Source organism: Clostridioides sp. LIBA-2809 (assembly GCF_056688965.1).
The window spans coordinates 1,207,780-1,231,279 of the sequence record NZ_CP197004.1 but is presented as its reverse complement, the minus strand read 5'-3'; the positions used below and the strand labels follow the sequence as shown (position 1 = coordinate 1,231,279).

General features: G+C 27.1%; 21 protein-coding genes and 1 tRNA gene. 4 read left to right on the top strand and 18 right to left on the bottom strand.

Annotated features, from left to right (window positions below; translation table 11 throughout):
* Window positions 1–113: 113 nt before the first annotated feature.
* The 6 genes from ACTG44_RS05920 to polA all read right to left on the bottom strand — a co-directional run bounded on the left by ACTG44_RS05920 (window position 114) and on the right by polA (window position 6,729).
* Window positions 114–713: a hypothetical protein gene (locus ACTG44_RS05920; protein ID WP_021383851.1), complete on the bottom strand. Its 600-nt coding sequence runs from the start codon at window positions 711–713 to the stop codon at window positions 114–116.
* Between the two features lie 201 nt (window positions 714–914).
* On the bottom strand, window positions 915–1,127 hold the full coding sequence (locus ACTG44_RS05915) for a heavy-metal-associated domain-containing protein (protein WP_021383836.1): 213 nt from the start codon (window positions 1,125–1,127) through the stop codon (window positions 915–917).
* A 77-nt stretch (window positions 1,128–1,204) separates the two neighbouring features.
* Complete coding sequence (locus ACTG44_RS05910) at window positions 1,205–2,923, bottom strand: ABC transporter substrate-binding protein (RefSeq protein ID WP_479921457.1); 1,719 nt, start codon at window positions 2,921–2,923, stop codon at window positions 1,205–1,207.
* Window positions 2,923–3,477 (bottom strand): lytic transglycosylase domain-containing protein, encoded by a 555-nt coding sequence (locus ACTG44_RS05905; RefSeq protein WP_021383889.1) that lies wholly within the window; start codon window positions 3,475–3,477, stop codon window positions 2,923–2,925. The genes ACTG44_RS05910 and ACTG44_RS05905 overlap by 1 nt, the downstream gene beginning before the upstream one ends.
* Window positions 3,470–4,072: a dephospho-CoA kinase gene (gene coaE, locus ACTG44_RS05900; RefSeq protein WP_479921456.1), complete on the bottom strand. Its 603-nt coding sequence runs from the start codon at window positions 4,070–4,072 to the stop codon at window positions 3,470–3,472. Before coaE ends, ACTG44_RS05905 begins: the two co-directional genes overlap by 8 nt.
* Window positions 4,073–4,080: 8 nt before the next feature.
* Window positions 4,081–6,729, bottom strand: coding sequence for a DNA polymerase I (gene polA, locus ACTG44_RS05895; RefSeq protein ID WP_479921455.1), 2,649 nt, complete (start codon window positions 6,727–6,729; stop codon window positions 4,081–4,083).
* Between the two features lie 338 nt (window positions 6,730–7,067).
* Between polA and ACTG44_RS05890 the strand changes: the two genes are divergently transcribed.
* The 3 genes from ACTG44_RS05890 (at window position 7,068) to ACTG44_RS05880 (ending at window position 10,711) form a co-directional block, all read left to right on the top strand.
* Window positions 7,068–7,150, top strand: a tRNA-Leu gene (locus ACTG44_RS05890).
* A 941-nt stretch (window positions 7,151–8,091) separates the two neighbouring features.
* Window positions 8,092–9,501 carry an MBOAT family O-acyltransferase gene (locus tag ACTG44_RS05885; RefSeq protein ID WP_021383807.1) on the top strand — a complete coding sequence of 470 codons (1,410 nt, stop codon included), beginning with the start codon at window positions 8,092–8,094 and terminating at the stop codon, window positions 9,499–9,501.
* A 16-nt stretch (window positions 9,502–9,517) separates the two neighbouring features.
* Entirely contained in the window at window positions 9,518–10,711 is a 1,194-nt protein-coding gene (locus tag ACTG44_RS05880; protein WP_479918367.1) for an alginate O-acetyltransferase AlgX-related protein, read from the top strand.
* 205 nt (window positions 10,712–10,916) lie between these two features.
* Here the strand turns inward: ACTG44_RS05880 and ACTG44_RS05875 are convergent, their stop codons facing one another.
* Window positions 10,917–11,804 carry a LysR family transcriptional regulator gene (locus tag ACTG44_RS05875; protein ID WP_021383808.1) on the bottom strand — a complete coding sequence of 296 codons (888 nt, stop codon included), beginning with the start codon at window positions 11,802–11,804 and terminating at the stop codon, window positions 10,917–10,919.
* 132 nt (window positions 11,805–11,936) lie between these two features.
* Here ACTG44_RS05875 and ACTG44_RS05870 point away from each other — a divergent pair, with 132 nt between their 5' ends.
* Window positions 11,937–12,284, top strand: a complete 348-nt coding sequence (locus ACTG44_RS05870; protein ID WP_021383891.1) for a cupin domain-containing protein — start codon at window positions 11,937–11,939, stop codon at window positions 12,282–12,284.
* 204 nt (window positions 12,285–12,488) lie between these two features.
* On the opposite strand, the gene ACTG44_RS05865 is transcribed toward ACTG44_RS05870, so the two are convergent.
* From ACTG44_RS05865 to ACTG44_RS05815, 11 genes are all read right to left on the bottom strand, one after another.
* Window positions 12,489–12,932, bottom strand: coding sequence for a hypothetical protein (locus ACTG44_RS05865; protein ID WP_479918366.1), 444 nt, complete (start codon window positions 12,930–12,932; stop codon window positions 12,489–12,491).
* Between the two features lie 2 nt (window positions 12,933–12,934).
* Window positions 12,935–13,132 (bottom strand): helix-turn-helix transcriptional regulator, encoded by a 198-nt coding sequence (locus ACTG44_RS05860; RefSeq protein WP_021383879.1) that lies wholly within the window; start codon window positions 13,130–13,132, stop codon window positions 12,935–12,937.
* A gap of 147 nt (window positions 13,133–13,279) precedes the next feature.
* Entirely contained in the window at window positions 13,280–14,152 is an 873-nt protein-coding gene (locus tag ACTG44_RS05855) for an AraC family transcriptional regulator (RefSeq protein WP_021383810.1), read from the bottom strand.
* A gap of 224 nt (window positions 14,153–14,376) precedes the next feature.
* On the bottom strand, window positions 14,377–15,246 hold the full coding sequence (locus ACTG44_RS05850) for a nitroreductase family protein (protein WP_021383860.1): 870 nt from the start codon (window positions 15,244–15,246) through the stop codon (window positions 14,377–14,379).
* 500 nt (window positions 15,247–15,746) lie between these two features.
* Window positions 15,747–15,968, bottom strand: coding sequence for a hypothetical protein (locus ACTG44_RS05845; RefSeq protein ID WP_021383887.1), 222 nt, complete (start codon window positions 15,966–15,968; stop codon window positions 15,747–15,749).
* A gap of 504 nt (window positions 15,969–16,472) precedes the next feature.
* Window positions 16,473–17,453, bottom strand: a complete 981-nt coding sequence (locus tag ACTG44_RS05840; RefSeq protein WP_021383897.1) for an SPASM domain-containing protein — start codon at window positions 17,451–17,453, stop codon at window positions 16,473–16,475.
* Window positions 17,454–17,609: 156 nt separating this feature from the next.
* Window positions 17,610–18,485: a metallophosphoesterase gene (locus ACTG44_RS05835; protein WP_021383831.1), complete on the bottom strand. Its 876-nt coding sequence runs from the start codon at window positions 18,483–18,485 to the stop codon at window positions 17,610–17,612.
* Between the two features lie 163 nt (window positions 18,486–18,648).
* Window positions 18,649–19,200, bottom strand: coding sequence for a helix-turn-helix domain-containing protein (locus ACTG44_RS05830; RefSeq protein ID WP_021383825.1), 552 nt, complete (start codon window positions 19,198–19,200; stop codon window positions 18,649–18,651).
* Between the two features lie 20 nt (window positions 19,201–19,220).
* Complete coding sequence (locus tag ACTG44_RS05825) at window positions 19,221–20,123, bottom strand: glycyl-radical enzyme activating protein (RefSeq protein ID WP_479920002.1); 903 nt, start codon at window positions 20,121–20,123, stop codon at window positions 19,221–19,223.
* Between the two features lie 14 nt (window positions 20,124–20,137).
* A complete protein-coding gene (locus ACTG44_RS05820; RefSeq protein WP_021383903.1) occupies window positions 20,138–22,510 on the bottom strand; it encodes a glycyl radical protein in 2,373 nt (790 codons plus the stop codon).
* 180 nt (window positions 22,511–22,690) lie between these two features.
* On the bottom strand, window positions 22,691–23,374 hold the full coding sequence (locus tag ACTG44_RS05815; RefSeq protein WP_021383842.1) for a hypothetical protein: 684 nt from the start codon (window positions 23,372–23,374) through the stop codon (window positions 22,691–22,693).
* Window positions 23,375–23,500 lie beyond the last annotated feature (126 nt).

Below are 23,500 nucleotides of genomic sequence, written 5' to 3'. Positions count from 1 at the left end.
CCATAGAAGAATTATAATCAAGTTATACTTAATCATGTAAATTGATAGAACTTACTATTTAAAATTTTTAAATTGTATTGCTTCGTACAATTCTAACCAAACAAATTAAAACTTTAGTTCTTAATCTTCTCTTTAATAATATAATTTATTACTTTTTTTCTAATGTCTTCAGCATTATAATCATCTTCTACTTCTATATCCAAAAGTTTTGCTATAGACTTCATATCTTCCCTAGTTTTTGACCTATAACTTGCTATTAATTCATCTTTTATCTTTTCAGGTTCTAAAAGATATTCTTCATCCCCTCTTTTAAAAGCAACATACTTTTGAGCATATGAACTTCTATTATAGTATATATATCTTGATATTTTTCTTAAAATCTGATTATATGAAAGTCTCTTGTTAATATCAAGCTTTAAGTACTCTGAAAAAGCGAATAGCTCTTTTTTTGATTTAAATAATGTTTCTTTCTTTATAGTTCTTGATATTGAATTTACACTTTCTTGATATGCACACTTTTTTAACATTTTTAAATATACTCTATTAAGACCAATACTTTGATTAAATTTTTTTATGTTATTATTGATAATCTTATCCAAATTGCCTTCAAAGTATTTTTTTGCTCCTTTTTGTGATACATAACTCTCAAGTTCTTTGTGGGCCATATCAAGTATCATTTTTTTTAAATCCTCTTTATATCCCCTAGATTCCATGATACTCCCTCCCTTAACTATTTATAGTATATTCAAAACAATTAAGAAATGTGAGTAATTACAAAATTTTTTTACTTTTTATGTATATATTAATTTAAAGGGGGAGATAATAGTAATGTAAAATCAAACATACTCAATCTCCCCCATTTTTAGACCTCTATTACTCCCCCAATAGAGGTCTTTTTTTAGTTTGTTATCTTTCTATTCAATTCCCTTTAATTCAAATCCTAACTCTGCTACTACTTCTTTTAATTTTTCAATTGATACATCATCTTTCATATCTACAGATGCACACTTGTTTTCTAAATCTACATCTAAAACTTCAATGCCATCTATATCTTCTGTTAATGCAGTTTTAAGATGATTTACACAATGACCACAACTCATACCTTCTACTAATAGTTTCTTTTTCATTTAATTACCTCCTTATACCCTATAAGGGTATTTTATCATATAGTTTTGACTTTTTAAATACTAATTAACCATTTAATTTAATTTGATTCACTAGATTTTATATCTAGATTAGATATTCCTTCATATACATCAAAATCATTTGGAGTAATTTTACCTTTTAATCTACTATTACTTACAATATAGTTATTTCTGATAGCTAAACTTATAAATGTTGCATTATCTTTTACATATGTCTGTACATTTTTGTATGCTTTTTTTGTTTCAATTTCAGATGTGGAACTTGTAAGTGCAGACATATATCCATTTAACTTATCATCAGTATAGCCACTACTTGCTATAATGCTACTTACATCTGGTATACTTGATAGTTTCCATCCAACCAATGCTAAATCATAGTTTTTAGAATTAAGAGCATTTTCCATATCTTTATCTGATAACTGATTTATTGTATTATTTATTCCTATAGCCTTTAAGTTTTCACTTATTATGTTTGCAGTTTTTAGTCTTTCGCTATTATCTCTATTTACTATTATTTTTAAATTCATTTCAGAAAGTCTTTTCTTTACTTCTTCTTTTTCTCTATTTTGTTTTTCCTCAGCTTCTTTTTTAACTCTTTCTTCTTCCTCTTTTTTAGCTTTTGCTTCTTCTTCTGGAGTAAGCTTTTTTGTATTCTTTTTAGTTGATTTTTTTTGTTTCTTATCTGCTTTATTATCATTTTGATTTACTGAATTTATATTTGCATATTCTACTTTATTAAGATACTCTATCGCCTTATCTTTATTGAATTCTAAATCTTTCATTTCACTATTGTAGTACTTTGACTTTGAATTAAGCGGAAAATTAACTGGAGTAGCATCATCCATATAACCTTCACTGATAATTCTATCTTTATTTATAGAATGTGCAATTGCTTTTCTAAAATTGACATCCTTGAAAAAAGGATTATTATAATTAAACAATATACACTCATACTCTCTACCTTGATATTTTGTTATATTAAACTCTTTTTCTTGAAACTTACTCAAATCATTCAATGTAACATTAGTTATATCACTATCAAGTGCCATGACCATAGATGTTCTTGCATCTTCATTAGGAACCATACCCACTTTTATATTCTTCATAGTTTTTGGAACTTCTTCATAGTAATCTTTATTTACAGATAAAACCATTCCTTCTCTCTCTGTATATGATTCTATTTTATATTTCCCATTTCCTATCAAATTATTATTTTTGTCATTTGCATCCTTTGAATCTAAATGATTTTGAGATACTATTGGAAAGATTAAACTATCAATAGAAAAAGCATATCTAGCTTTAAATTTTATTGTGAAATCTTTATCTGATTTAATATTCACAGAAGCTATGTTTTTAGTAAATTCATTATATGGACTATCTGCACTTTTTTGAATTAAACCAATAGTATAATTTACATCATTTGAAGTAACAGCTTTTCCATCATGCCACTTTGCATCTTTTAACTTTATATCTATACTCATTCCATCTTGAGCTATATTATACTCTTTAACTAGTTGAGGAGTTACATTATAGTTTTCATCTATAGTAAATAAACCATCATAAACTAAATTCATTATATAACCAACAGACTTATCAGTATTAGTTATAGGATTTATAGTTTTTGGAGTTACCATTGTTAAGTTTATATATTTAGCATCTATAGAACTTTGACTTTTTAAACTCGAATCGCTACTACTCTGTTTTGTTTTAGTATTACTACAACCAACTACCATAAGAGTTATAGCTAAAATAACTGTTAAAACTTTTATTCTCTTCATTAGTTTTTTCCTTTCTTGCCATATATCTTATTATAATGTTTATAATTATTTTTAACTTTTTCTACATATTTTGAAGTTTGCTCAAAAGGTATATCATGTAGATTTTCTCCATCTTTACTATATTCATTATTTTCTAACCACTTTCTCACGTTACCTGAACCACCATTATATGCAGCTATTACTAAGTCTAACTTACCAAATTCCTTATACAATTTATTTAAATACCAACAACCAAGTCTTATATTAGTCTCTGGGTCAAAAATATCAACATTTTTTAGTTTTAGTTCATCTGCTCCCCAGTCCCTAGTTATATCTAATAGTTGCATTAAACCCTTTGCCTCTTTTTTTGAAATGGCAGAACTATTAAACTTACTTTCGACTTTTATAACACTGTAAACTATATTTTCATCTAAATTAAATTCCTTAGAATATTTTTCTACATATTCTGAATATTTTTTAGGATACAAAAACTTATGTATTACTTTGCTTTCCATTAATAGTGCTCCAAATAAGATTATAAAAATAGATAGAATCAATACTTTCTTACTATTCACGCCAATTCTCCTTCATGTACTCAATAAATTTGTGTGCTTTACTTTCTAATTCAATTATTGTTCCCGAATTATCTATTATATAATCACCATATTTGGATTTTTCTTCCTGACTCATTTGTGAATTTATTCTACTAATTGCTTCTTGCTCACTACAATTATCTCTATTCTTTATCCTATTAATTTGCACTTCTTGTTGACAAGTGACTATTAATAACTTATCAACCATATCTAAAAAACCACTTTCTACCAATATAGCTGCATCTAAAATCACTATACTTTCACCTTTTTTTCTTACTTCATCTATTTCACTTATTATTCTTTCTCTTATTCGTGGATGAGTCAAATTATTTAGCTCTCTAAGTTTTTCTTCATCATTAAAAACTATTTTTCCAAGAGCTTTTCTATTTAATGTTCCATCATCATTTTTTATATTTTGTCCAAAGTAATCAAATATTTTTTTTAATAATATTTTATCTTCAAATATTTTTCTAGATATAATATCTGCATCCACTATAGAAATATTAAGATTTCTGAATATATTTGATAGGCTGCTTTTTCCACAGCCTATTCCTCCTGTAAGTCCTAATATCAACATAAAATCACCTACTTTGTCTCATACCAAGAACTACCGACATTTAAATCTACATCTAAGTGAACATCCATACTTACAGCATTTTCCATTTCTTCTTTTACTATCTTTTTAACTATCTCTATTTCATCATCAATTGCTTCAACTATCAATTCATCGTGAACTTGTAGTATAAGTTTTGATTTTAAATTATTATCTTCCAACTTTTTATGAACATTTATCATAGCAATTTTTATTATATCTGCTGCACTTCCCTGTATTGGTGCATTCATAGCAAATCTCTTTCCTCTGTTTCTTTCCATAAAATTGCTTGATTTTATCTCTGGTATATATCTTCTTCTGTTTAAAATTGTTACAGCATATCCATCTTCACTAGCCTTTTCTATTGTCATATCCATAAACTCTTTTATTTTATGGTATTTAGCAAAATAACTTTCAATATACTCTTTTGCCTTTGGAACAGGTATATTTAAATCATCTGCCAATCCAAAATCACTTTTACCATATATAATACCAAAGTTTACTGCTTTAGCTGCACCTCTCAATTCACTAGTGACATCTTCCATAGAAACATTGAAAACTTGTGAAGCTGTTTTAGTATGAATATCTTCATTGTGTTTAAATGCTTCTATCATATTTTCATCTTGACTCATATGTGCAAGAACTCGAAGTTCTACCTGTGAGTAATCGGCATCAACCAGCTTACAATTATCATCTGCAATGAATACTTTTCTTATTTTTCTACCCATTTCCATTTTTATAGGTATATTTTGAAGATTTGGTTCTGTAGATGAAATTCTTCCTGTAGTTGTTATTGTTTGATTAAATGATGAATGAATTCTATTACTTTCTGGATTTATTATATTTAAAAGCCCTTCAACGTAAGTAGAATTCAACTTTACTATTTGTCTATACTCAGTTATCTTATCTATTATTGGATGTTTATCCCTTAATTTTTCTAGAACATCTGCATTAGTAGAGTATCCAGTCTTAGTTTTTTTGATTATTGGAAGCTCTAATTTTTCAAATAGTATAACACCTAATTGTTTTGGTGAATTTATATTGAATGGTTCTCCAGATAATTCATAAATTTCCTTTTCTAATGTAGCTATTATTTCTTTAAACTCAATACTTAACTCATCCAAGATACTTTTGTCTACTTTTATACCTTCATACTCCATATGTCCTAAAACTTCTACTAAAGGCATCTCTACATGATAAAAAAGACCATCCATACTCATATCTATTAGACTTCTTTCCATCATAGGAACTGTTTCTTTCACTGTGCATACTATTTGACCCATGTACTCAGCTAAATCCTCAAACTCTAAATCTTCATAGTTTTTGGATTTAACTCCTTTTCCTAATAATTCTTCTTTTGATTTAACCTTTTTTGATAAATACTTCATGGCTATTGCACTACAATCATATGAAGTAGATGAAGTTGAATCTATTAAATACTCAGCTATAGTTATATCAAAATACATATTTTCCAATTTAATATTATATGGCTTTAAAGATATATAATCATCCTTTAAATTATATCCATATTTTTTAATTTCGTTATTTGAAAGTATGCTATCTAATTTTGTTACTTCATCTGAATCTATATAATATATTTTTTCTCCATCTACACTTATAAAAATATATATTATATTTTTTTCAAGTATATTACCTTGTCCTCTAACAGTTTTTAAAATAACCTGTCCTTTTTTATTCACTTCATCTATAAATTTATCTATATCTTTTAGTTTTAATATTTCTATTTTTTCTTCTACTTGCTCTGTATCATTTGAATCAACTAAATCAACTAATCTTGATAAGAGACTTGTAAATCCAAAATATCTAAATTTATCTAAAAGCTCATCTTTATCATAATCACCAAAAATCATGCTCTCTAAATTTACTTCTATTGGTACATCTCTTATAATAGTTGCTAATCTTTTACTTTGAATAGCAATTTCTTTATTTTCTTCTATTTTCTTTTTTACACTACCTTTAAGTTTATCTGTATTCTCTATCAAGTTTTCTACACTAGAAAACTCTTTTATAAGCTTTATGCCTGTTTTTTCACCTATCCCAGGTACTCCAGGTATATTATCTGACTTATCTCCCATCAGACCTTTTAAATCTATAAACTGTGTTGGTGTCATCTCGTACTTTTCAATCACAGAATTAAAGTTGTATTCTTCTACTTCACCAACTCCTTTTTTTGTTATAAGAGTAGTTGTGTTATCTGAAGCAAGTTGGATGGCATCTTTATCTCCAGTTACTATGTATACCTTATATCCATTCTCTTCTGCTTTTTTAGAAACAGTACCTATAATATCATCTGCTTCATAACCATCTATTTCTAATCTGTTTATTTTAAATTTATCTAAAAGGTCTTTTAATGGTTGTAATTGTTCTGCCAATTCATCTGGCATTCCCTTTCTTCCAGCCTTATATTCTTTATATTCTAAATGTCTAAATGTAGGTGCTTTTCTGTCAAAGGCTACACTTATATGTGTTGGTTTATATATATCAATCATTTTAAATAACATTGTCGTAAAACCATATATAGCATTGGTCTTTAGACCTTCTTTATTATTCATTTCTGGAAGAGCATAAAAAGCCCTATTTATTATTGAATTTCCATCTATTATAATTAATTTTTTTTCCAAATTATATCACTCCTAAAAATTATCTATTTTTGTAACATATATATTATATACCAATATACTGTTATTTAATATTCCCATAATAATAATAGTATATTAAAATTAAATATGTTGCAAACAATATATTTTTTTGCTATAATAATATACATAATATGCCCGAGTGGTGGAATTGATAAATACAATGGGTTCAAAATCAACTGTGTTGATTTATAAGTTTTTGTAATAAAAGTCTAGTATTTATGATATTTTACAGTTTGATGAGTATTTTGTATTCAATATTCCTCTTGCATATTCTTGGAAAATCTGGTAGGATATACAAGTAGCTTGGATTTAAAATATAAGCCGCTGTGGCGGAATTGGCATACGCATACGACTCAAAATCGTACGGGAAACCATATGGGTTCGAGTCCCATCAGCGGCACCAATAAAAAAAAACTCTTTAGTATATACTAAAGAGTTTTTTTTTACTGTAATATTTTTTCATCTTTGTTTCTAGCCTTGTATAAGTATAAATACCATAGGCATGACTTCTTGAACTCCTAAAACATATCTAAACAAAGCAGGATTTTTTATGTATTTACTTAATAAATCCATACTTCTTATCATATTGATTTTCTCCCAATCTCTAAAACTTTTCCCTCTCTAAAAATATTTATAATCAATCATCATTATTCAGTATAACGATTCGATATTATTTTAAAGTATTTGTCATTTAAAACAAACTTGTAATAAAAGCATATCTGAAAGTATTCTAACTCCAATACTTAATAAAGAGTTCTTTTTACAATTATAGATATAAACAACATCTATCTTAATGGACTGTATAGAGCTACAACCAAAGGCAAACACATATAGTTAAGCAATGTGTCCGTGATTTTTCTTTATTATTTTATTATAATAGCTTTATTAATCCATTATAACATTACATAATTTAAAAAAAATTATATAAAAAGTCAAAATTTACATATATATTAATAAAACTTGTAAAAACACAGCTAAATTTCTACAATTAAGTACTTAAAACTTGAAAATACTTACTTTGCTATATATTTTAGATAAATATATAATTTATTTAGTTAAGAAAGGAAGTTGTAAATATAAAAGATAATTTAAAAATAACACTAAAATACATAAAAAGTTATAAAGCTAGATCTTTAACAATTGCTCTGAGTATAATTCTTGATACATCAACTTATTGTTGGTATTGTACTCTCTCAAGAAGTGCTCAGTAAGCAGTGGTAGTTAAATAGTATGGGCCTAAAATCAGAAATAAATCAAGACCTTACTCTTAATATATATATTATTAATTTTAGTTGTTTTATTTATTATTCATTTATTAAATAATAAAAAGATAAGGAGTTTAATATGATATTCAGTAGTTTAATATTTTTATTTTTATTCTTTCCAGTCATACTCATTTGCTATTACTTAGCAAATTCTAAGTATAAAAATGTTGTGTTACTTCTAGCAAGTATTACCTTCTATGCATGGGGAGAACCAAAATATATTTTTTTGATGATGCTATCAATAATAGTAAACTATATATTTGGTATTAAAGTTTCTGACAGTAAAGATAAGAAAATATGGGTTGTGCTTTCTGTGATTTACAATATATCCATTCTTGGTATATTCAAGTATAGCAATTTCTTTGTAGATAATATTAATTTTTTATTAAATACAAATATAACTATACCTGAAATTAAATTACCTTTAGGTATCTCATTTTTCACATTTCAGATAATGAGCTATGTAATAGATGTATATAGAAATGACGCTAAAGTTCAAAGAAAATTAACTAACCTAGCATTATACATAAGTTTATTCCCTCAGCTTGTAGCAGGTCCTATTGTTAGATATCAGACTGTGGCAGATGCTATTGGACATAGAGAACATAATTGGTATAAATTTACTCAAGGCGTAAACAGATTCGTTATTGGTCTTGGAAAAAAGGTGATTTTAGCAAATCAATTAGGTATAATTGCAGATGATGTATTTAATAAGTCATCTGGAGATTTATCAAGACTTGATGTGTGGCTAGGTGTAGTTTGCTATACACTTCAAATATTCTATGACTTTAGTGGTTATAGTGATATGGCTATTGGTTTAGGTAAGATATTTGGATTTGATTTTTTAGAAAATTTCAACTATCCATATATCTCTCAAACAGTATCTGAGTTTTGGAGAAGGTGGCATATATCTTTAAGTACTTGGTTTAAAGACTATGTATATTTCCCATTAGGTGGAAATAGAGTCTCTAGATTAAAACTATATAGAAATCTATTTATAGTATGGTTTTTAACTGGCATGTGGCATGGAGCTAATTGGACTTTTATTATATGGGGTCTATATTTTGGAATATTAATATCAATAGAAAAAGCATTTTTAGAAAAGTTGTTATATAAAATGCCAAGAATCATAAGACATATGTATTTACTTTTTATAGTCATGATTGGATGGGTATTCTTTAGAGCAGAAGATTTACCAAAAGCTATTAAGTTTATAGGTATTATGTTTGGTTCTGGAAATTATCCACTTGTCAGTAATGCATTCAATGTATTTATAATTGAATATTGGTATATAATTGTTGGAGCAATCATTCTATCAACTCCTATTGTAGAAGTTATAAAGTCATTAGTAGTTAAGAAGAATAAAAATACACTAAATAGTACAATGTGTCAAGTTACTAATGCAGCTTTCATAGTTGCTTGCATGTTTATTGTAATGGTAATGTTAAGTAGCTCAACTTATAATCCATTCTTATACTTTAGATTCTAATTTTGGAGGTATTGACATGAATAAAAATAAACCAAGGATTGTTGCCATTTCATTTTTAATTATAGTATTTGGATTTTTTATACTAAACTTCTCACTTCCAAAGAAAAAATTAAGTATAACTGAAAATAGAAATCTTGCAAAATTCCCAACTATAGAAAATTTTAAAAAAGGTAACTACATAGATAAATTTGAAGAGTACTTTAATGACCATTTTGCATTTAGAGATGAAATGATATCAATAAATACAAAATCTCAAGCTAGTTTAAATAAAACTAAAGTAGGTAACTATTACTTAGGAAAAGATAACTGGATATTAGGTATGTTTCCAAAAGTTTTAAACCAAAACCAATTAAATAGATACGAAAAGTCTATTAATTACTTATCTAATCTAAGTAAAGATATGGGAAAAGATGTGTATTTTACAATGATGCCACATAAATCTAATATGCTAAAACATTTATATCCTAAGTATGTTGATAATATAAGTAATATAGATATAAATTTAAAGAATTTTAAAAATAGATTAAATCAAGATTCAATTAAATACATAGATATGGATGAGTATTTTTTAAGCAACTATTCAAATAAAGAAAGAGAAAATTTATATTTTAAAACTGACCATCATTGGACTGGATATGGAGCATTTGAAGGCTTTAAAATGATGGCATCAAATATGGACTTGGGTCTTTCTAAGCAAGATTTAAGAAATCATTTTAATAGCTACAAAAAGTCTATAGTTACTGATAAAAAGTTTGTAGGAAGTTATAATCAAAATATAGATATGCTAATTAAAGAAAATGAATATGTAGTTTATATGACAAAAGATAACCAAGATTATAGCTTTGATATAAATGGAAAAGAAAAAGAAGAAAGACAGGTCTATGCAACTAAAAGAAGTGATAAAAAGTGGGATTATGGTGGGGCATACATTAGAGGAGCTCAAACTAATATATTAACTATAAAAAATCCTAAAGCATTATTAGATAAAAAAATACTAATATTTAGAGATTCATACCAGGCTCCTACAACACTTTTATTTGCTGATATGTTTAATGAAGTAGAGATAGTAGACCCTAGAAATATAAACTCAATAGATAAAACATACAAAGATATGATTGAGGAAAGCAATGCTGATGTTGTAATGTTTATGTATAATAGCTCTGGGTTTGATTCAATGATAGATGCGATGATAGATAAAGGAATAGTATAATATAAAAATATTAACTAAAATTAATTTTAAGGGATTATTTCAAAATAAAAATTTGAATCATCCCTTTTTTATACCAAAACTGGAAAAGAGACTATTTATCTAACAATGCATATACCTACCATATAAACTTATAAACAACCTCTCTACACTATGTTATCTTTCTAAAAATATCAATATATATCTTATATTAGCATAGCGTAAACAATTAAGAAATAATCCCATACGTCTTTTTTACAATAGAGATAAAATCACAAAGATTCTTAGACAACCACTTGTCCTTATGATAAATTAATTGTGAAAAAATATTATAGTCTGTAGTATAAGGAATCTTAACCAATTCATGTTTTTTTAATTCCTTTTCTACTGCAAGCTCTGGAAGAAGGCACAATCCAAGCCCACTAAGTACTGTTTGTTTAATTACCTGAATACTTCCAGTTTCAAGAACTGTTTTTGGTACTATAGATGATTCAGATAGCTCTTTCTCAAATAAACTTCTATAACAACAACTCTTTCCTGTCAAAATAAATGGAACATTTTGAAAGTCTTGAATATACACCTTTTCTTTTAAGGCTAAATCACTTTCTGGAACTGATAAGACACAGATTGGCTCCTCATTTTTTAATACAGAAATAGTAGATTTATCATTTATAGGTAAATCAAGTATAAATGCTATGTCAATCGTATTATCAGCAAGTAAAGGAACAAAATCAGAAGAATCTAGAGTTTTTATAAAAAGGTCAACATCTGGATATTTCTCTTTATATACTTTAATAATCTCAGGTAACTTAAAAATACAAATAGATTCTGATGCTCCAATAACAATACGCCCATAATTATCTTTCTCTTTATACATCTTTTTTATATCAGATGATAATAAAAGCATTTTTTCAGCATATGAAACCAACTTCTCACCTTCTCTAGTCAATTCTACACTTTTTCCTATACGTTCAAAGAGATGTACATCCAATTCCTTTTCTAATTGTTGTATATGAGCTGTAATATTTGATTGTGCATAGTTCAAATATTCAGCAGTTCTAGTAAAATTTTTAATTTTACTAAGTGTTAAAAATGTATTTAAATGCTTTAATTCCATATCTATGTACCTCATTTCATCTAAATATCAGATTGATATAATCAAATCAATCTATTTCACAAATAATTAGATTGATGTTAACATACAGATATACTAAAAGTCAAACAAAAATAAAATCTAAAGGAGATTCTAATGTTATCAAAAACTAATATAATTGAAGAAGTAAATAATATTGAACAACTGTACGTATACAAAAAATTAGGAAAAATAAACAATAATATACTAAGTGTTGTACAAGTAGCAAATAGAAGCTTAAATTTTCATGTTCATGAAAAATCAGATGAATTGTTTTATGTAATAGAGGGAGGATTTAATTTGGAAACTCCAGAAGGATTAACAGAAGTTAAAGAAGGAGAATTTATCATTGTACCTCAAAATACAATACATAGACCAGTAGTTAAAAAACTTACAAAATTTCTAATGATTGAATTAGAAGGAACTCTTAATAAAAAAAATAGTGGTAATTTATATGAAGACTAGCCTATTTTGTAATCTATAAAAATCATTCATAAGTAATGATAATACTATAGTACTTCTATTCAAAACATATAGAATTCCATATAAAAAAGCCACAATATATAATACTTGTGGCTTTTAAGAATTTATACATATAATTTAATCTTATACTATCAATTTATAAACTAATTTGCTTTTATATAATTTTATATTCAGCGTTATAATTCATTACAATTTTTTATCTAATTTATTATATACAACAACACCACAAATAAATTGAAATAAAATAAGTAATCCAAGAACAATTAAAACCCATCTACTTGTTAACATTACAGAGAACACACTCAATATAGAAACAATAAGTATAAGAATTACGAAAACATAAGACATGATTTGATTAGTAATACGTCCAGATTTGTCACGTAACATAATTCTTCTTTCATCATTCATCTCTATCCTTTGATTCTCTACCTTTTCTTTATATTCTACAGCTCTTTCTGGATTACTCCAATATATATATTGAAAAATCATACATACCCCAGGACCCAAAGTAGCTCCAGATAATCCCCAAATCAAAGCCTCAAATGAAAACTCTGTAAATGTAGCCAATAAAACAAGTAAAATTCCACAAATAAAATATCCAATTCCAACATATAATCTGTTCTTTTTCATTTTTACTCCTCCTCATAAATAAATATTTCTTCAATATTCATATCAAAATATCTTGCTATCTTAAAAGCTAATATGATAGAAGGATTATATCTACCATTTTCTAATGAACCTATAGTTTGCCTTGATACTTGCAAAGCAGATGCAAGTTCTTCTTGTTTTATACCTCTCTTTTTTCTTATTTCTTCTAATCTATTTTTCACTTTGCTCTCCTTTAATATCTTATTTATGTAAAGTCTACTTTCCATAATTATACAATAATATTCATCTTATGTAAAGTCTACTTTCCATTTATCAAAAAAAATAACAGACCATTTCCAGTCTGTAATTTTAAAGGTTTATATTGTTCGTTAATTTTGGGATTGTTTCTTAATTGGAATCCAAACTTCTGTGGTATAATCAGGAGCATTAATATCACCATTAGGATAAAGTTCAATATCTGGTAAATTAGCATATACATATCCAGAGCTTGGTAACCATTCAGTAATAATTCTTTTTTGTAATTCTTGTATTGCCAAAGCATTTGGCATTGGGGAAATACATTCAAATACTGCCCATGTACCTGATGGTATAAAGTATTCATAAGTATTTTCTACTATAGGATTATCCGTTGAGACAGCAATGTAATAATCTAAGCCTTTACTATCTGTACATACACTAACTCCAAGCAACCCATGAGGTTCGTTATTTATTAACTCTGAAAGCTTATCAATTGTTCCATTTTTTATGGATTTATCCCACAATTTAGGAACTTTATCAAAACACTCTTCTACAATCATATTCATACTTTCTTTTATACCAACAATACGGAATCCTTTCTTTTCTACAATACGATACTGCATTTCTAAGTTCCCTTTTACATAAATAGTTAATGTCATCTTAGGATATGCTTTTAAAACAACTCCCTTTGCTCTAGCCGCAGAAGGAGAAATGCTATGTATATTTTGAAAAGCCCTATTAAAAGATGTTGGTGAATCATAACCATATTTCTCAGATAGTTCTAAGATTTTAATATTGCTATTCTGTAGTTCAAATGCGGCTTTAGTCATACGTCTTCGTCTAATGTATTCAGATACTGGTACTTCTGCAATATATGAAAACATCCGTTGAAAATGAAAGGTTGAACAGCATGCGATTTTTGCTGCTTCGGCATAATCTACCCCACTTTCAAGATTATCTTCAATATAAGTAATAGCTTGATTTAATTTATTTATCCATTCCATTTGATATTACCTCCAAACAAATTATACAATCTAATAAAATAATATACCTCTCTATTCATGCACAAAATTGTAAGCATTAAAATTCGTAAGTATTTTTTAATTCATAAACATGATAAATAAGAAAGCTGGATTATACAATAAAAAAGTTCAATAACATTATATTATGGAATGTTATTGAACTTTTTATAAAAATTAGTTTAAGTGTAGTTAAGTATTAAATTATCTTATATATTACAATATCCAACTATCTTATAATCTTCTGGTACTTTGTAATCTTTATCTGGAGTACCTAAATTCCATTTCAACTCAAACATAGTTGCACTTATTATTGTTGCAAAGTAAAGCATAACGATACCTACATCTATTTTTTCTTCATATAGACTAGTATGCCCATCTTTTCTAACGGCTAAAACTACAACTCCTCCATCAACTATAAATCTCCATGGTTGTCTATTTAGTGTAGATGGTGCTAATCTTGCATAGTGGAATGCCTCAAGAAGTGCTCTTTCTTCTAATACTTCTATACTTGCATCATTTCCCCATTCATCCATGTAAACTACATCTTCTACACCTAATCTAGAAGAACCATTGTCTAATACAACTTGCATATCAGATTTTGAATAATTTTCTCCAGTCTTTGTAGCATTTAATATTTTAGTATTGCTTGCATTTTCCCCATATCCAATTGCTATGATTCCTGTTACTTCTTTATCTGAATTAATTTCAAGTTTCTCTCTTACCTTTTTACCATCTTCAAAAGTAACCCAACAAGAACCTATTCCTAGTTCTGTTACTTTAAAGATTATACTTTCTCCTATGTATCCTGAATTTTCAATATAGTTATCTTTTACATCAGATAATATTATAATATAACTTGGAGCATCTATCATATTTCCTTTATATCCTGCTACTTTATCTAAATTGTCAAAAACTTCATTTCTATTCATAATTCTTATGTCAACATCTATTTCTGGAACTAGTTTCTTGCAAGATTCTGAGTATTTCTTAATTTCACTAAGATATTCCTCTTTAATATCTGTGTTCTTGTATTCTCTAACAGACTTTCTATTTAATATGATTGTTTTATAATTCATAATTTATCCTCCCCAAACTAGTATATTATTAATTATATACCCATTAGTATGATATTTTACTCATTTACTTAACAAATAATAATTACAATTTTGTAATTATTATTTGTTAATAATATTCCACTTTTACATTAATAATGACCAGTTGTGCAAAATCCATTGCCAACCTTCAAATAAACACATATTATAAAGGTAATATAAAATAAACAAACAAATCTTAACAAAAAATTAAACTTTTTTACACGAAAGAAGGCTTCCCGTTGCCTTCTTTATTTTTTTAAAAAAATAAGCTGTTTCTAAATGATTTCACATTTTGAAACAGCCAAGTTATTTTATAATGACAACTATAATTTGAGGATGTGAGGGAGAGTTGTCATTATAATTTTAGGGTAATTATATTATGTTTTAAGCTAGTTCTTTCTATATTTATATAATACATTTTATATATGAATTTTATATGAGATTTGTATAAATGGTATATGAAATTACCTATATTTATTATATTAAATCTTATTATTACATTTTCCACAACGATACTCATATGTTTCCACATTATTTGGAATATTTACAAATACAAATTCTTTACAGTTCTCACAATACTTCAATATAGATATAGTTCCACACGTGTAACATTCAAATGTCACACAATCCTCATTTTCCTCTACTATCTCAAACTTTTTACTGTGTTCACCACACTCTGGGCACTTGTGATTATTTACATTCATAAATACTCCTCCTTATTAGTATAGTTAAAAATATGTCAAAAACTTAATTACTGTATTCTATATTACTTAGTATATATTCTATAATAAATCATATTCTAATATAATAAAACAAATTAAATAAAAAAAAACCATAAATTTTAAATTTATGGATTAATTCTTGTAATGATAACTCTATTTGAGGATGTGAGGGAGGGTTATCATTACAATAGGGTATTATATTATGGTTTTTTAAGCTAGTCTTTCTATACTCTATATAATACATATGCTATATGAATTTTATATGATTTTTACATAAATATTTTATGAAATTTAAATTTTTTAGTCCTTTGAAATTTGTAAAAAGTTCTCTAAAAAACCATAACATCGTAAACAACCAACATTTAAGTAAAATATCATAAAAAAATTTGTCCAATAATTTTAACAAGTTATATCACCTCATTATAATTATTGACACAAAATCAAATAAACAGTCTATAAAGCTCTTATAAAATATAATTTTAATACTTATTGATACACAATCTCTAGTTTATCAATCTTATCTTGCATCTCTAAGAAAATCTCTTCAACTGAATTGTTAAATATATTGCCTAAATAGATTCTTTTATCTTTTTGAAGTGAATAAGATTTTACGCTACCATCAGAAGAAATGTATAAATGACTCCATTCTGCACCATACTTTGAAAATCTTTCTTTTGTATCCTTAAATCTCATGTCTGCTATTTTTATTGCTTTCTCCCTATCTTCTCTTACTACTGTATGCCCTCTTTTTATCAAACTAGTTATTTTTATATCTTCTTTTAATTTAACATGTGCATTATCATTGTTTGAATATACTTTCCATATTACTTTATGACGATAATTATCTAATTCTTTTATAAGTCCTCTATCAATAGTAAAACTCTCCTTAGTTACCACAACTAAATCAAAGTGGTCTAACATATATTGAAATATTTCTCTCATATTTTTATTTTTTAAAATATCCTCACCAATAACCTCTATGAATCTACAACCTTTTTCATTCATACACTTTAATAATCTTGTGATTTCAGAAAAATACTGACTTGTATTGTTGTTACCATCTATCTCTATTGTAAAATATAAAGGAGTAAGATATACTTTGTTTCCTGTTATCTCAAAAACACTTGATAGTGTCTGTACTTCGTCTTCAAAGGTTAAATATACATTCTCATAAAACATAAAAAATTCAATGACATTTTCTTTTATATCAAGCATATTCCTATATTTATTGGATAATAGATTTATTACATCTTCAGTAGTATTTTTCCCATCACATTCTGCCAGTACAACAATTTGCTTCCAAGTTAAGCTATCCACATTTCCTATACTTTTTTCATATCCATTTGCTTCATCATAAATTGGGCCAAGTATAAGATTTTCCTTTGGCCACATATGAACTCTGGTTCCATCTTTTAGTTTTGGATATTTATTTCTTACAGATTCATAAAATCTACTTATATCACCCATGATTCTTCTAATCCCCCTATATTTTAAATATTCTATGCTAAAAATAACACTTTATTTTTATTAATTCAACACTTATTCAAAATTGGTCATTGTACATGTTTAACTGGATTTAACATCAATTTTATCTATATGTTATTGATGTTTATATACAAATTCTTATTCATTAGACTTCAATGTAATTTTAACTATTTCTGGTTTGCAATTAAGTCTAATTAAAACTTTTGAACCTCCCAAGCCTTTATTTAAAATCATAGTACTATTATCTTTTTCATATTTTCCCCAGTCATACTTAGGAAAGAACTCTCTATTTGGAGATAATACCCCTCCAATAAAAGGTATTCTTATTATACCACCATGAACATGTCCAGCTAAAATTAAGTCTGCTCCCCATTTTGCATATTTTTCAAAGAAAAAAGGTGTATGAGCTAAAAGCATATTATACTCATTTTCATTTATCTTACCTAGATTATCTTCTATAAAATTGTCACTTAATTCTAACTTTTTATTATTGCCAAAAAAATATGGATAGCATTCCAATGGTATAATTAAACCATATAAATTAAGATGACTATCTCCTCTATATATTCTTACATACTCGTTTTCCATATTTATTATTTTCTTTGAGTACAACTTCTTAAAATAGTCTTTATATAGATGCTTGTACTTTTTTATTAAAGATTTTTGTTCATGATTTCCAATTATATGATATACCTCATATTTTTCTACCAAATTATCGATTAAATCTAATGCAACTTGAAAATTTTTATTTTCCCCATCAACTAAATCTCCTGTTATAAATATAACATCTGGACTTAAGGAATCAATTTTATCCATTAATACCTTATTATTTTTTTTATCAAAGACCTTATTATGTAAATCACTTACTTGAACTATTTTAAAGTCATCAAATTCTTTTGGAATTTTTTCATTAAAAATAGTATATTCTGTTGTTTCTATATGCTGAGTTTCATACTTATACAGAATATACAATAGTACTAATACCAATACTGTTAATAAAACCTTTATAATCATATTCTCTTCCTCTTTATTCTATTTTATTAATATTATTATAATGCTTTTATGTTTTTTTTAAAACAATAATATTAGTACATATATATAATTTTTTTTGACATTATAAAAACAAGTCACCCTTTTCCAAAATTATAATTTATTTCAGAAAAGGATAACTATAAAATTATCTATAAACTTCTATATTGTGAAATATAGTTTTTCCTATATTTAAATTTTTATATATATGCTCTAAAGTTCCATCAAATCTAATAGAATGTCCAGACTCTAAAATATAAGTTTTCCCATCAACATTAAGTTCAAGTTTTCCTTCTATTACAAGTACGTACTCTTCTAAAACATGACTGTGCGTAGATGAAACATGAGTACAATTCTCTTCAAGCTCTATTATGAAAAGTTCAAACCTTCTTTGAGGACTGAAAGGATATATTGGATATAACTTCATATTACCTTTCTGTTCAATAATAGGTTCTACATCTTCCTTTTTTATAACTTCATAGGTATTTGTGTTTTCACTTAATAGTGTTGTAAAATTTATTTTAAATCCAGATGAAATTTTCCATAAGGTAGATACTGTTGGACTCGATTCCCCTCTCTCAATCTGACCAAGCATTGCTTTACTAACTCCTGTCATCTTTGAGGCCTTATCTAAACTCATGCCCATTTCTTGTCTCAATAACCTTAAGTTTTCTCCCACATTAGGAAATTTATTATCCATGTTAAAACCCTCCTGATAGCCTATTTATATTCTATGATTTTTACTCCTGTAAGTTCTACTATCTCTTTTAATTTTAACATATGATTATTACAAATTTCATCAAATTCATATATATAATCTTCAAGTCCTAATGCCTTATATTTATCAATTCCAAATTTATGATATGGAAGCAATTCCATCTTTCCTCCCGAAACATTTTGTTTTACAAATAATGCAGTATTTCTTATATTTTCTTCACTATCATTCACTCCATAAATAATTGGTACTCTTATAACCATAGATTTATTCAGATTTGAAAGCTTGCATATATTCTCTAATATAATTTTATTACTTACTCCTGTATATTCTTTGTGGATATTATCATCCATTGATTTTATATCTACAAAAATATGGTCTATTTTCTCGAATACATCATTTACTTTATTCCAATCAAAGTATCCACAAGTTTCAATTGCCATATTTATACCTTTATTATAAAAAACATCCACTAATTCTCTTAAAAAATCAATTTGAAGTGTTGGCTCTCCTCCAGAAAAAGTTACACCTCCATTAGATTCAAAGAAGAATATAAAATCTTTTTCAACTTCCTTTATAATTTCTTCAACATTCATTTCTTCAGTCATTATACATATAGCATCTTTAAGGCATACTTTAACACATTCTCCACATAAATCACACTTGCTATTTATTTGAGCCCTATCAAATAGTGAACTTATCTTTTGAGGACAAACATCTATACATCTATTGCAAGATACACACTTATCCTTCATAACACCTAGCTTGACTATATTACTCCATGAATCTGGATTGGAACACCACTTACATTTTAATTTACATCCTTCCAAAAATATAGTAGTCCTTATTCCATCTCCATCATTTACTGAAAAATGTTGCACTTTTACAACTCTACCTTTTTTACTCATAATCTACCTCTTAATTAAAAATTACTATGTGAATTTCTAGCTATTATAGCATCTTGCATTTCTCTTGATAAATTAACAAATTGAGTACTATATCCAGCAACTCTCACTAGTAAATCTTTATATTCTTCTGGATTTTCTTGAGCCTTCAATAGAATATCATTTGATATTGTATTAAACTGTACATGGAATCCTCCTAGAGCAAAGTATGATTTAACCATAGATGTTAGATTTCTAAGTCCTCTTTCTGTTTCTACCAAATCTTGATTCAGTCTTAAGTTTAAAAGTGTTCCACCAGTATGAACATCATGATTTATTTTTGATGCAGATTTCATAGCTGCTAGTGGACTTGTTGTATCAGTTCCAACGAATGGAGAAACGCCTTCTGTCAAAGGTTTTGTTGCTTTTCTTCCACATGGAGTTGCACCTACAATTTTTCCAGTTGGTACATAATTTGATATTCCCATAAATGCACTATTAAATTTTGAGCCAAATATATCCTTATATTTTCTAGTTTCAGTATAATAAAAATCAGAAACTTCAATTGCTAATGAATCTACATAATCATTGTCATTTCCATACTTAGGAACATCTAATGCAAGTTTTCTTAAATCTTCATAACCTTCCCAGTCATTGTTTAGTGCTTTTGTTAACTCTTCTAATGTCGTAACTTTATCTTCAAACACTAATTTTTTTATAGCTGCTAATGAATTTGAAACCACTCCTAGCCCTATACCAGTTAATACAGGCCCTATATTATATTTTGCTCCTCCTTTGCTTAAATCAACACCTTTATCTAAACATCCATCTACACAAGTAGATAAAAATGGTCTCGGTACCATTTCTTTATGAATTTGTTGGGCAACAGTAGTTCCTATAACAGAATTTTTGATAAGGTATGCTAATTGTTTTAAAAACTCATCTTTAACTTCTTCAAAAGAAGTAAATTCTGCGATATTCTTTATATCTAATCCCATTACTTCTCCAGTTAACCTACTTTTACCTTCATTCATAGCATATTCTAAAGCTGCTGCAAAATTTATATTTACTGCCGAAGTCCATTGCCCTGTTTTTCTGAAATGAGGAACTACACAGCCACAATTACTCCAGTCTCTTGCATCTTCTGCATCATATCCATCTTGTAATAACATTTGTGCCCCTGCACTATCACTGTGTATAGCAGGGAAACCAGTACCTTGTTTTACTAGTTTTGCAACTGCCATAACGAAATCATCTGGTGCTCCTTGACTTATTCTAACACTTAAACCTGGCTGATGAGTTTTTACACTTTCTGTAGCCTTTAAACACATATATGAAATGTCATTTGTTCCGTCAGTACCATTTCTCTTTTTACCACCAACAGTAAGATTTTGGAATTGATTATATCCTGCAAAGTAATTTGCTGTATTTGCTGATATAGTCCATACCCATTCTGACAACTTAATCCAAAGAGCTTCTATCAATTCTTGGGCTTCTGATGCAGTTATTTTGCCTTCTTTAGCATCATTTTCATAATAAGGGTACATATATTGGTCAAATCTACCTAAATTTAATGCTAGAGGATTTTCTGATAAAACACCTCCCAATTGTACAAACCATACAAATTGTATTGCTTCATAAAAACTAGTTGGAGGATTTGCTGGTACATTCATACATATTTCTGCTATTTTTATAAGTTCTGCTTTTCTCTTTTCATCTGTTTCAGATTCACTCATTTCTTTTGCAAGATTTGAATATCTATTTGCTAATATCATAATAGCCTCTGCAACTATAGAAACAGATTTGTAAAAATCTATTTTTTCAATATTTTCTGAAATTGATATATCTAGTTCTGCTATTTTTTTGTCTGCATCCTCTTTGATTCCTTTATATCCTTTTACAAATAGTATATCTTGATAGTCTGGTGTTACTTCACCAACTGCCTGTCTCCACTTAGAATCATTGTCTATTATTCCTGTATCTACCAATATCTTAGCTGTATCTTCTGGAATTCTTGCTAAAAAAACTTCTTCCAAAGATTTTCCCTTCCAATATGGAAATATCTCTCTTCTTATAAATTCTATTTGCTCTTTTGATATTACATATGGGTCTTGAGTTCTTTCATCAAAAGTATCCATTTCTTTATCTACCCATTGCCAAGAAAATTCTGGTGTCAATATACCTGTTCTTCTAAACTTACCTGCTGTTCCCACAATTAATTCATCTTCAAATATTTTTATAGGAAGCCCCTTACATGTTTCTAAAAAAGCCTTAGCTCTTCTTATACATATAGCCTCTCCCTCAGTTTTTTTATGTGATTCTGTAAAAATTCTAGCCCTTTCACAACATATCATAGGCTTAGAATTAATGTATTCTTGTCTAAATGCTTCTATTCTATTAGTTTGACTCATTTAAAATCCCCCTTTAGATAAATATCTATTAGCTTTTGTATGTTATAACATACTTTAATTATATTATACTGTCCTTTTACATAAAATGGAAGCATAAATAATTTATTTATGTAAGAAGAGGGATATTTTATTTATAATGTATTTCTATCTTGTTATAAGTTTTTATATTATACTAATATGCTAATGATTTGAAATATCAACTTTATATAATAGGCTAAGTTTTAAGACTTTAGTAGACTCTTTAACTTTGTTAACTTCAATATGCATATCCTTCATATAAGGAAGTTCTACAGTACCTGTTCCATCATTAAAGTTTTTTTCTACAATAGAAAAAAATTCTTTCTCTGTTAATTCTGTATTCGTCAATGACTTAAATAGATTGTATAGAAATTTAATATATTTATCACTCTCAGACAACTTATCTTCCTCTGGATATTCTTTAGCACAGAGAATATCTATTATTACCTTTCCTTCTTTGTCGTCTTCAGACATAGAATAGAATAAACTTCGGATATTTTTTTCAGGTACTTTCTCTGTTCCATTTATAGATACCACAAAACTACCATCTGTTTTTGAATTAGTAATACTATAACCACTATTTGTTATAGCTTTCGAAAATCTTTGGGATAAATCTTTTTTTACTTCTTCTCTACCTTTTACATCATTCATCTTTTTTGAGTAATTATCAAATAATTCAATAGATTCATCTTTTTTATCTTCAATTTGTTTTTTTAATGAATCCTCACTAATTTGCTCTGAGCCATTTGAATTATTGTCAGACACAGTAGGCATACATCCTACCATCAGTCCTAAACTGATATTTAAAGCTACCACTATAGCCACTCTATACATTTTTATCTTCATTTATACTTACCTCCACTCTATTTACATATTTAAAGTATTACTTATTTAACTGCAATATTCTTTTAGCTTTCATTGTTCAATACATACCACCTTTCTATCCAATGCTTATAACTTATACTAGTAAAG